Source organism: Tenacibaculum adriaticum, from assembly GCF_008124875.1.
Classification (GTDB): Bacteria; Bacteroidota; Bacteroidia; order Flavobacteriales; family Flavobacteriaceae; genus Polaribacter; species Polaribacter adriaticus.
This window is the reverse complement of the sequence record NZ_VNIA01000002.1, coordinates 115,007-126,875: the sequence shown is the minus strand read 5'-3', so window position 1 is coordinate 126,875 and position 11,869 is coordinate 115,007. Positions and strand designations below refer to the sequence as shown.

Annotated in this window: 9 protein-coding genes; 3 read left to right on the top strand and 6 right to left on the bottom strand. The window is 32.3% G+C overall.

Going from position 1 to position 11,869, the window contains the following annotated elements:
- Positions 1 to 136 precede the first annotated feature (136 nt).
- Positions 137 to 2,593 carry an endopeptidase La gene (lon, locus tag C7447_RS06010; protein ID WP_246143027.1) on the bottom strand — a complete coding sequence of 819 codons (2,457 nt, stop codon included), beginning with the start codon at positions 2,591 to 2,593 and terminating at the stop codon, positions 137 to 139.
- 240 nt (positions 2,594 to 2,833) lie between these two features.
- Between lon and C7447_RS14905 the strand changes: the two genes are divergently transcribed.
- Both C7447_RS14905 and C7447_RS14900 read left to right on the top strand, forming a co-directional pair.
- On the top strand, positions 2,834 to 3,511 hold the full coding sequence (locus tag C7447_RS14905) for a tetratricopeptide repeat protein (protein WP_211354901.1): 678 nt from the start codon (positions 2,834 to 2,836) through the stop codon (positions 3,509 to 3,511).
- The gene (locus C7447_RS14900; protein WP_211354900.1) at positions 3,512 to 4,042 is read left to right on the top strand and encodes a YfiT family bacillithiol transferase; all 531 of its coding nucleotides are present in this window, start codon (positions 3,512 to 3,514) and stop codon (positions 4,040 to 4,042) included.
- On the opposite strand, the gene C7447_RS06000 is transcribed toward C7447_RS14900, so the two are convergent.
- From C7447_RS06000 to pheT, 5 genes are read right to left on the bottom strand one after another with little or no spacing between them, the layout of a single operon-like run.
- Positions 4,043 to 4,657 carry a LysE family translocator gene (locus C7447_RS06000; protein ID WP_148869616.1) on the bottom strand — a complete coding sequence of 205 codons (615 nt, stop codon included), beginning with the start codon at positions 4,655 to 4,657 and terminating at the stop codon, positions 4,043 to 4,045. It abuts the gene before it with no gap.
- 7 nt (positions 4,658 to 4,664) lie between these two features.
- The gene (locus tag C7447_RS05995) at positions 4,665 to 4,985 is read right to left on the bottom strand and encodes a DUF6984 family protein (protein WP_148869615.1); all 321 of its coding nucleotides are present in this window, start codon (positions 4,983 to 4,985) and stop codon (positions 4,665 to 4,667) included.
- Positions 4,978 to 6,015: a quinone-dependent dihydroorotate dehydrogenase gene (locus C7447_RS05990; protein ID WP_148869614.1), complete on the bottom strand. Its 1,038-nt coding sequence runs from the start codon at positions 6,013 to 6,015 to the stop codon at positions 4,978 to 4,980. Before C7447_RS05990 ends, C7447_RS05995 begins: the two co-directional genes overlap by 8 nt.
- Positions 6,016 to 6,026: 11 nt before the next feature.
- Positions 6,027 to 6,599: a hypothetical protein gene (locus C7447_RS05985; RefSeq protein ID WP_148869613.1), complete on the bottom strand. Its 573-nt coding sequence runs from the start codon at positions 6,597 to 6,599 to the stop codon at positions 6,027 to 6,029.
- Positions 6,600 to 6,643: 44 nt separating this feature from the next.
- Positions 6,644 to 9,070, bottom strand: a complete 2,427-nt coding sequence (gene pheT / locus C7447_RS05980; protein ID WP_148869612.1) for a phenylalanine--tRNA ligase subunit beta — start codon at positions 9,068 to 9,070, stop codon at positions 6,644 to 6,646.
- 173 nt (positions 9,071 to 9,243) lie between these two features.
- On the opposite strand from pheT, the gene C7447_RS14950 reads away from it, so the two are divergent.
- The gene (locus C7447_RS14950; protein ID WP_246143026.1) at positions 9,244 to 11,832 is read left to right on the top strand and encodes an endonuclease; all 2,589 of its coding nucleotides are present in this window, start codon (positions 9,244 to 9,246) and stop codon (positions 11,830 to 11,832) included.
- The last annotated feature ends 37 nt before the right edge of the window (positions 11,833 to 11,869 follow it).

Genomic DNA, 11,869 nt, shown 5'->3' with positions numbered 1-11,869 from the left:
GTAGTCTTGTATTTGTTAATACATTTTATAAATCAAACTAATAGCTTATAAATCCCTTACTATGCTTATGCAAAACCGATAGCGAAAATAAAAACAACACTTATAAAAAAGCTCCCACATTGGGAGCTTTTTTTATTTACACTAACTTTTTAGCGTTCTTTACTTTTTGTTTGGTAAGAGCTATATCAATTACCTCACTCATTTCGGTTACATAATGAAATTTAAGACCTTTTAAGTAGTTTTCTTTAATTTCATCTATATCTCTTTTATTATCTGCACATAAAATGATCTCTTTAATATCGGCACGTTTTGCTGCTAAAATCTTCTCTTTAATTCCACCAACTGGCAATACTTTTCCACGAAGCGTAATTTCACCGGTCATGGCTAATTTATTCTTCACTTTACGTTGCGAAAACAACGAAACTAACGAAGTTAACATGGTAATACCAGCACTTGGTCCGTCTTTAGGAGTTGCGCCTTCCGGAACGTGAATATGTACGTTATACTTATCAAATACTTCTGGATTAATTCCAAACTCTTCAGCATTTGCTTTAATATATTCCATCGCAATGGTTGCTGATTCTTTCATCACCTTACCTAAATTACCGGTAATATTTAAACTACCTTTTCCTTTCGATAAAATAGATTCAATAAACAGAATGTCACCACCAACGCTTGTCCACGCTAAACCAGTAACTACACCAGCAACATCGTTACTTTCGTATTTGTCGCGTTCTAAACGAGCAGGGCCTAAAATAGTTTCAATATCTTCTTTAGTAATATTAACATTGTACTCCTCCTCCATCGCGATAGATTTTGCCGCATGTCGCACTACTTTAGCTACTTGCTTCTCTAAGCCACGAACTCCAGATTCACGTGTATATCCTTCAACAATTTTTTCTATTTCTTTCTTCCCTATCTTTAAATGATCGGTCGTTAAACCATGTTCTTTTAATTGCTTCGGAAATAAGTATTTTTTAGCAATTTCTGTTTTTTCTTCAATCGTATATCCTGTTACATTAATGATTTCCATACGATCGCGTAATGCCCAAGGAATTTGTCCTAAATTATTAGCCGTAGCAATAAACAGCACTTTAGAAAGGTCGAACCCAACTTCTAAATAGTTATCGTAAAACTCTGTATTTTGCTCAGGATCTAATACTTCTAACATCGCAGAAGAAGGATCTCCTTGATTGCTTTGACTTAACTTATCAATTTCGTCTAATACAAACACAGGGTTTGAGGTTCCTGCTTTTTTAATATTCTGAATCACACGCCCTGGCATCGCACCGATATAGGTTTTTCTATGTCCGCGAATTTCTGCTTCGTCTCGTAAACCACCTAAAGACATACGTACATACTTACGTCCTAATGCTTCTGCAACCGACTTTCCTAAAGAAGTTTTACCAACTCCTGGAGGTCCGTACAAACAGATAATTGGCGATTTCATATCTCCTCGTAACTTTAACACCGCTAAATGTTCAACAATACGCTCCTTTACCTTTTCTAATCCGAAGTGATCGCGGTCTAATATTTTTTGTGCCTTTTTTAAATCGAATTTATCTTCAGAATATTCTCCCCAAGGCAACTCTAACATCAACTCTAAATAGTTACGTTGTACACCATATTCTGCCATTTGCGGATTCATTCTCTTCAAACGGTTGATTTCCTTTTCAAAAGTATCTGCAACTTCTTGCGTCCATTTTTTATCCTTGGCTTTCGCACGCATTTCCTCTAACTCTTGGTCGTGAGAAACACCTCCTAATTCTTCTTGAATTGTTTTTAACTGCTGATGTAAATAATATTCTTTTTGTTGCTGATCTAGATCAGAACGTGTTTTAGATTGAATGGCATTACGCAATTGTAACTTCTGAAGCTCTTTATTTAAGTTTTTAAGTGTTAATAAAGCTCGTTCTTTTAAACTATCTTTTTCTAAAATTACTTGCTTTTGTGCTACACTTAAATCCATATTAGATGAAATAAAATTCACCAAAAATGGATTTGATTTTATGTTTTTAATCGCAAAAGAAGCTTCCGAAGGCAACATCGGATTTTCTTTAATGATCTCTAAAGCTAATTCTTTTATTGAATCGATAATGGCATCGAACTCTTTTTTATCCTCAATTTCTCTATCTTCTATTGCTTCTCTAACTTTCGCTTTTAAATACGGTTCTTCTTGAATTACTTCTTCAATTTCAAAACGCTTTTTTCCTTGAATAATAACAGTTGTGTTACCATCAGGCATTTTTAAAACTCGTAAGATTTGTGCCACTACCCCTGTTGTATGAATATCATCAATAGTGGGGTCTTCTACATCTCCATTTTTTTGAGATACAACACCAAGAATTTTATTTCCTTTGTTAGCGTCTTTTATTAATTGAATAGACTTATCTCTTCCTGCTGTAATAGGAATTACCACTCCAGGAAACAACACGGTATTTCGCAACGGAAGAATTGGTAATACTTCAGGAACATCTTCGTTATTAATAATCTCTTCATCCTCTGGTGTTAATAAAGGAATTAACTCAGAATCTTCATTCAACATATCTTGTAGCGACAAATTGTCTAAATGTATAATTTTTGATTTGCTCATAATTTGTATATCTGTCATAGTGGCATTCTGTATGTTTAAACACAATTTGACACGCACACTAATAATAATCTAATTTATTGTTTTTCAAGCATATAATAAACCAATCATAATGCTCAACACCTCTATAAGTCAATTCTTATGCCAAGTGAAGCTTTTTATGCTTTTAATAAAGCTATACGTGTAACAAATTGTTAAATATCCCGTCTTATTTGTAGTTTTACAACTAAAATCAACCAACTAATGAAAACTCGATTGCTATTTCTTTTACTTGCCTCAATTTTTATAAGCTGTACATCAAGCAAAAACTCACCTGAATTTATTAATAATGCTACTGGTCGTTATTTTTTTAATGCAGATGAAGTTATTGAAGTGTATTTTGATCAAGAAAAGTTATTTTTAAAATGGCGAGGTAAAGATTTAGAACCTATGAAGGTTAATGATAGTACTTTTTATGTAAGTGAAATGAATGAAAAGCTAGTTTTTAATACTACTAAAAACAAAATTGAATTAGCTCAAAAACGCGAGCATAAAGACAACAAATACGTTTTTAGCAAACTAAAAGAAAATGAAAAGACACCAAGTGAATATTTAGCTGATAACGATTACGAAATGGCACTTAAAGGTTATTTAGCTATTCAAGAAAAGGATAGTTTGAGTCCTGTTATTGATGAAAATACAATAAACTCCACTGGTTACCGTCATTTAAGAAACGATGAGTTTAATAAGGCAATTAACCTTTTTAGAATTAACACTGTTTTATACCCAAAAAGTTCAAATACGTTTGATAGTTTAGGCGATGCTTTTTTACGTAAGAAAGATACAGCTGAAGCCATTATTAATTATCAAAAAGCATTAGAAATTAATCCTGAAAACAAAAGTTCAAAAAAGAATTTGGAAAAATTGACCAAAAAAGAGTAGATGGAACATTTAAAATACCCCATAGGTAAACCCAACATTCCTGAAAATATTACTCCAGAAAATGTTAAAGATTGGACCAAAACTCTGGAAGATTTCTCAGAAAAACTGGAAAAATTAGTTAGTAACCTTACGGATGAACAATTAGATACTCCGTATAGAGATGGTGGGTGGACTGTTAGACAAGTTGTACACCATTGTGCGGATAGTCATCATAATTCGTACACTCGTTTTAAATGGGCATTAACCGAAGATAAACCCATTATCAAAGCTTATTTTGAAGATCGTTGGGCTGAATTATTTGATTCAAAATCTGCGCCAATTCAGCTTTCTTTATTGCATTTAAAAGCTATTCATGCTAAACTGGTATATCTTATAAAAGGTTTAACCGATGAGGAACTAAGTAAATCATTTATTCTCCCGGAAAGTAATAAAGAAGTAGTTCTAAAAGAAAATATTGGTATTTATGCGTGGCATTGTAACCACCATTACGCACACATAGAAAATTTATTGATTAGAAAAGGTTGGAAATAATTATAGTAAGATCAATCCTGCAATAGCTATAAAAACAACTATTTGCATCCATTTTAGGTACACTCCTACTTTTTCGTTTTGTTTAATATAATCAGAAATAGAACCTGCCAAAACTGCTATTAACGAGAAAATAACAAAGGAAACCAGAATAAAAACAAAGCCTAATACATAAAATTGATAGACCGTAGAAATATCTTTTGAAAATAAGAACTGTGGAAAAAATGCTAAAAAGAAAATAGTCACCTTCGGATTTAATACGTTCATCCAAAAACCGGTTTTAAACAATTCTGTAGTCGATTTTTGCTCAACATTATCTGTTGAAAAAGTGATTGTTGCATCACTTTTAAACACTTTATATGCTAAATACAATAAATACCCAGCACCAAATAACTTAATAACAAAAAACAGATTTTCATTTCTTTTAATAACCTCTGAAACTCCAAAGGCAACCAAAGTTGTATGCACAATACACCCTGTCATTAAACCCGCAACAGTTGCTAAACCAAACTTTTTACCGTTAACAATACTTTGTGTGAGCACAAAAATATTATCTGGTCCTGGGGAAATAGCCAACGTTGCAGTGGCAAGCGCAAATGAAAGTAGTGTTTCTAGCATAGAAAATTTAAATATTGCACTTAGTTATTGTTAAGTTTTCATATTTAGGATAGTTTATTAATTTATTAAAATCCACTTTGAAAAAATCAAATTCAAATAAATTACCTTGCTCATCAATTGTTAATTCAATATCTACAAGTAAACCATCACTATCAATAAATTCTGCATTAAATAGACTCTCATATCTTATTGATTTTTTATTTAAGTCAAATGAAATTGACCCCATTCCTCCATCCTTTAGTTCTCTTATAAACTTTGGAATTTCAATCTCATCTTTAACAATATGAGCTATTAGTTTTTTTTCTTCTTCTCTAATTTCTCTAATCATTATTCTTTAATATAGCCTTATTAATTTTTTTAATCAAACTTGGTCCTTCGTAAATAAAACCAGTATAGATCTGCACTAAATCGGCACCAGCATGCAGCTTTTCTAACGCATCTTCAGCAGAGTGAATACCTCCTACTCCAACAATTGGAAATGCTTTGTTAGAGTTATCTGCCAAATATTTAATAACACGTGTACTTCTATCTTTAATTGGTTGTCCGCTTAAACCACCATTGCCAATTTCTTGTAAACGTTCTTTAGATGTTTGTAAACCTTCTCTGTTTACCGATGTGTTAGAAGCAATTACTCCATCAATTTTAGTTTCTGCAACTAGCTCAATGATTTCATCTAACTGATGATCATTCAAATCGGGTGCAATTTTTAGTAATATTGGCTTTTGTTTTGTTTCCTGATTATTCAGTTTTTGAACTTCAGTAATCAGCTCTTTTAAATAATCAGCATCTTCTAATTTTGCGTGACTGCTCACATTCGGACAGCTAACATTCAACACAAAATAATCTACATACGGGTGCAAGCCTTTAAAACACTCTACATAATCAGCTGTGTAATTTTCGGGTAACGTAGCGGTATTTTTACCAATATTTCCACCAATTAATACGTTGCCTTTGTTCTTTTTTAACTGTTTGATGGCAGCTTCTAAACCTTCGTTATTAAAACCCATTCGGTTAATAATTCCTTGGTCTTGTTTCAAACGGAATAAACGTTGCTTCGGATTTCCAACCTGACCATTTGGGGTTACGGTACCAATTTCTACAAAACCAAATCCGAAGTTAGCCAACTCATTGTATAAAACCGCATTTTTATCAAATCCTGCTGCTAAACCTACTGGATTTTTAAAGGTTAAACCAAATAATTTTCTTTCTAAACGTTTATCATTTACCTGATACAAGCCTCTAAAAATTGCCGGAATTCCAGGAATTTTAGATAAAAACTTTACTAATGAAAAAGTAAAATGATGAATCTTTTCCGGATCGAAAAGGAAAAAAATGGGACGAATAAGTAGTTTGTACATTAGTGCTTTTTTTATTCAATATAACTTTTAATGTTACTCCTAACATTAGATAATTGATCTATATATATGTTTTCTAAACTTGAATAACAATCTCGAATATCTGTAATTAAAAAGATTATTTTATCTCTATCATCATCAATATTTAATAATTTAATTTTATGAATAGCTTTATTTAATTTTATTGACTGATTCTTAGCTTCTTCACTAACTAAATCATAAAAAATATTAACATGATGATGTTCAAAAGAATTAATACTATTTATTCTATTTTCATGAAAAGCAATTTTTTCTGAAAGTGAACTATAACCTATTTCTTCATCTAATATTAATTCTAAATTTGCTATTGCCAAATTGAAATAATTAATAATTTCTAAATAAAATTCAGATGCCTTTTTAGATGCTTGAATTTTCTCTTTCCATAAAAAAGTTTTTATTTCTTTTTCATATTTATTCTTCTCAAAATAATTATTCAAAATTATTGCTATTAATGAGAATATTCCTCCTCCAAGTGCTCCACCGAACAGAGATAACAAAAAAGAATTAGAATCTATTTGTGGTTCGTTAAAAAAAATAAGTAGAATCATAAATTATCAAATATAAAAAAAGCTTCCAAACGGAAGCTTTTATCTTATCTTAATTCAGCGCCAACATTCTTTTCGAATGTTTGCTGTAATTTTTGCATTATTTTATCAATTTGCTTGTCGTTTAACGTTTTGTTTTCATCTTGAATTACAAAACTTACCGCGTATGACTTTTTACCTTCTGGTAATTTATCACCTTCATACACATCAAACAAATCAACTTCTTTTAACAAGTTCTTTTCCGATTGGAAAGCTAAATTATAGATTTCTTTAAATTCAACTTTGTTGTCTATCAACAACGCTAAATCACGCTTAACAGCAGGGAATTTTGGTAAGTCAGTAACTTTAAGCTTCTTGTTACCACTTAACTTTAAAATATTATCCCAATTAAAATCAGCAAAAATAACTTCTTGTTTTATTCCGAATTCTTTTAAAACAGTACGTTTTACAACTCCTAAATCAACCAGTTTTATTTTCCCTAAACTTAAGGTAATTCCTTCTGCGAAAACATCACTTTTTACAGGTGTTGTTTTTAATTTAGTAATTCCTAATCGAGTTAATAACGAAGTTACCACACCTTTTACATAAAAGAAATCAGATACTTGTGTAGCTACTTTCCAACTATCTTTAGTACGGTTACCTGTAACAAATAACGTTAAATGTTTATCTTCTTGATATCCGCTTTCGTATTTATGATACGTTTTACCAAACTCATAAAACTTAAGTGAATTATTCTTTCTGTTAATATTATAAGCAATACTTTCTAATCCGCTAAATAAAAGTGATTGACGCATCACTTTTAAATCGTTACTCAACGGATTTAACATTTCTACATTATTAGCCTCATTTAAGTTTTCAGTCAAGCCTACATAATCTGCCTTTGTTAATGAGTTTGCCATTGTTTCGTTAAATCCTAACGCTACTAATTGATTGGCAATAGTATTTTCTACTTTTACCTGAATATCATTATCAAAAGAAATTGAAGTGTTCAATTTATGAGAAAACTCAATATTATTATATCCGTAAACTCTAAGAATTTCTTCAATAATATCAGCTTCACGTTGCACATCAACTCTGTATGAAGGAATAACTAACCCTAAACCGCCTTCGGTAGCACTATTAATTTTAATTTCTAAAGAAGCTAAAATATTTTTAATGGTTTCCTTCGGAATTTCTTGACCTATTAAACGGTATACATTTTCGTACGATAAAAACACTTCGAAATCTTCAATCTTTTCAGGATAATAATCCATGATATCTGATGATAACTTACCGCCTGCATACTGTTGAATTAATAAAGCTGCTCTTTTTAAAGCATATTTTGTTTGATTAATATCAATTCCTCTTTCAAAACGGAAAGAAGCATCTGTATTTAATGCATGCCTTTTTGCTGTTTTACGAATAGATACCGGGTTAAAGTAAGCACTTTCTAAGAAAATTGTCGTTGTATTTTTTGTAACACCAGAATGTAGTCCACCGAAAACACCTCCAATACATAGAGGATTATCTTCAGCATCGCAAATCATAATATCTTCTGATGATAATGTACGTTCAATCTCATCTAAAGTTGTAAACTTTGTACCTTCTTCTAACGTTTTAACTACAATTTTTCCTCCTTTGATTTTTGCTGCATCAAAAGCATGTAAAGGCTGACCTAACTCATGTAAAACATAATTTGTAATATCTACTATATTATTTTTTGGAACAATACCTATAGTTTTTAACCTATTTTGAATCCACTCTGGAGAATCTTTTACCTCAACATCAGTTATACTAACACCAGAATATCTTGGAATTAAATTTTTATCTTCGACTTCAACATCTATCTTTAATCTTCTTTCATCAACCCTAAAATCAGATACAGAAGGAGAAATCAACTCTAAATTAGTTCCTTGCTGTATTAAACCCGCACGTAAATCACGAGCAACACCAAAATGACTCATAGCATCTGCTCGGTTTGGTGTTAAACCAATTTCAAATACATAATCTGTCTCTATATTGAAAACCTCAGCAGCTGGTATTCCTGGTTCTAAAGAAGCTTCTAAAATCATAATTCCATCATGACCTTTACCTAGACCTAGTTCGTCTTCGGCACAGATCATTCCGTGGCTTTCTTCACCTCTAATTTTTCCTTTTTTAATTTTAAAACCTTCTCCTTTTTCATCATATAACATCGTGCCAACCGTAGCAACTGGTACTTTTTGACCAGCATCTACATTAGGAGCTCCACATACAATTTGTACAGGTTCTCCATTACCCAAATTAACTGTAGTTATTTTAAGTTTGTCTGCATTAGGATGTTTAACACAAGTTAAAACCTCTCCTACCACAACTCCTTGTAAGCTCCCTTTAATACTTTCTTTGGTTTCAATTCCTTCTACTTCTAATCCTAGATCTGTCAATAATTCTCCTGTTTTTACAGGAGCCCAATCTAATTGTAAAAATTGTTGTAACCAATTATATGATATCTTCATCTTTAACCTCTGATTTTAGCCTGCAAATTTACACAATTTCCAACAAAAACCTTAATTGTTTACAGCTTGTTGGTAATTTGTTTGTTGTTAACAATTTAGTAATATTAAAAACTGTTAAAAAACTGTTAATTTAGCGCGACTTAAAACAAATTAACACAATTAACTTCAATTAAATGAAAAAATTATTCCCCTTCTTATTACTGATGATGATGTCCCTATCAGTATCCGCTCAAATTCCGTCGTATTATAATGATGTGAATTTAAATCAAACAGGCACAGCTTTAAAGGACGCTTTAGCTGTAAAAATTACTAGTTCACATCATACAAACTTATCATATACACCTGGTGTATGGGATGCTTTGAAACAAACGGATTTAGATCCAAACGATTCTTCTAAAGTTATATTAATTTATGGATATAGTGACACAGATGGTAACTATGTTACAGATAGAACTAGAAGTAAAGATGCCAATGGTGGTTCTGCAGGTACACAATGGAACAGAGAACATACGTATGCAAAATCATTAGGGAATCCTAATTTAGGAACTTCTGGTCCTGGAGCCGATGCTCACCACTTAAGACCTGCAGATATTTCTTTTAACTCACAAAGAAGTAGTAAAAAATTTGCTGCTGGTACGGGTAACGCTGGTAATGTTACAGGGGGATGGTATCCTGGAGATGAATGGAAAGGTGATGTTGCTCGTATGATGATGTACATGTACTTACGTTATGGTAATCAATGTTTACCAACTGGTGTTGGTACTGGATCTACTATGGCATCAGATGCTAACATGCTTTCTTTATTCATTCAGTGGAATGTTGAAGATCCTGTTTCTGACTTCGAAAAGCAACGTAACCCTATTTTAGAGAGTATTCAAGGAAATAGAAATCCATTTATTGATAACCCTGCCTTTGCAACAGAGATTTGGGGTGGACCTCAAGCCGAAGATTTATTTGGTGGTGGATCAGGTGGTGGAGATACTCAAGCACCTACTGCTCCAACAAATTTAACTGCTGCTAACATTACACAAACTACTGTTGATTTATCTTGGGGTGCATCTACAGATAATACAGCTGTTATTGGATACAGAATCTACGAAGGTGGTATTCAAGTTGGTACTACAGTTACTACAAACTTTACTGTTTCAAACTTAACTGCTGGTACTTCATATACTTTTACTGTAAGAGCTTATGACGCTGCTAGTAACATATCTACTAATAGTAATACTGCTGCAGCTACAACAACTTCTTCTGGAGGAGGTGGCGGAAGCGGAACAACTTCTGATTTATTTATCTCTGAATATATTGAAGGTTCATCTAATAATAAAGCTTTAGAAATTGCAAACTTTACAGGAGCAACTATAAACTTATCTAATTATTCTCTTAAAAAAGCTTCTAATGGCGGTGGTTCTTGGTCTAATACTTTAAACTTAAGCGGACAATTAGCTAACGGTGAAGTTTATGTTATCGCAAATAGTAGCGCAACTACTGCTATTAAAAATGTTGCTGATTTAAATACTACTAACAGTGTAATGACTTTTAATGGTAATGATGCTGTAGGGTTATTTAAAAGTGATGCATTAATTGATTTAATTGGAAATCCTTCTAGTAGCGCAAACTTTGCACAAAATACAACTATAAGAAGAAAATCATCGGTAACTTCTCCAAACACTTCTTATACCACATCAGAATGGGATTCATATAGTCAAGATACGTTTAGTGGATTAGGAAGTCACACAGTTAATGGTGGTGCTACTCCTCCTTCTGATACAACAGCTCCTACAGCTCCTACAAACATGGCTGCAACAAATATCACTCAAACATCAGCTAATTTATCTTGGACTGCTTCTTCTGATAATTTAACAGTAACAGGTTACGATGTGTATCGTGGAGCAACAAAAGTTGCTACAGTAACTTCTACAAGTTATTCTGTATCTGGCTTAACAGCTAGCACAACTTACTCATTTTCTGTAAGAGCTTTTGACGCAGCAGGTAATACTTCATCTACAAGTAATACAATTAATGTAACAACTCTAGGTAGTTCTGTTTCTTATTGTCCTTCTAAAGGTAGTAATGCTAGTTACGAATGGATTGATAATGTTGCTATTGGGGGAATCTCTAATACTTCTGGAGCGAACAATGGTTATGGTGATTTTACAAACCTAACAGGAAACTTAACATACGGAAATAATAACATAATAGTAAGTGCTGGTTTTAGCAGTTCTTCTTATACTGAATTTTGGAAAGTTTGGATTGATTTTAATCAAAACGGAACTTTTGAAGCAAGTGAAGAAGTAGTTTCAGGGTCATCTTCAAGCTCAGGAAATTTATCTTATACTTTCTCTGTACCTACCTCAGCAAATGCAGGAGCAACAAGAATGCGTGTTTCTATGAAATGGGATGCTACACAAACAGCTTGTGAAAGTTTTTCTTATGGTGAAGTTGAAGACTACACTGTTAATATAGGAAGTGCTGCTCGTGGAATTTCTAATAAAACTTCAGTACAAGTGGATGGTACTTTAGGAAACGAAGCTCGTGTATTCGATGCCATTGTTTACCCTAATCCTTCTTCAAATTATATTAATATTAATTTAAAAGACGGTAGAGATGCCTCTTTCAGAGTAATTAATTTAATTGGCCAAACTGTTAAAGATGGACAAGCTAATAGAAATGTTGATATACGTGATTTACAAAATGGAATGTACATTTTAGAAGTGAATGATGGCCAACGTGCTTTCACCAAAAAGTTTATAAAGAAATAAATCTTACTAAAGATTCAAAAAGAAAGGCCTCATCCAT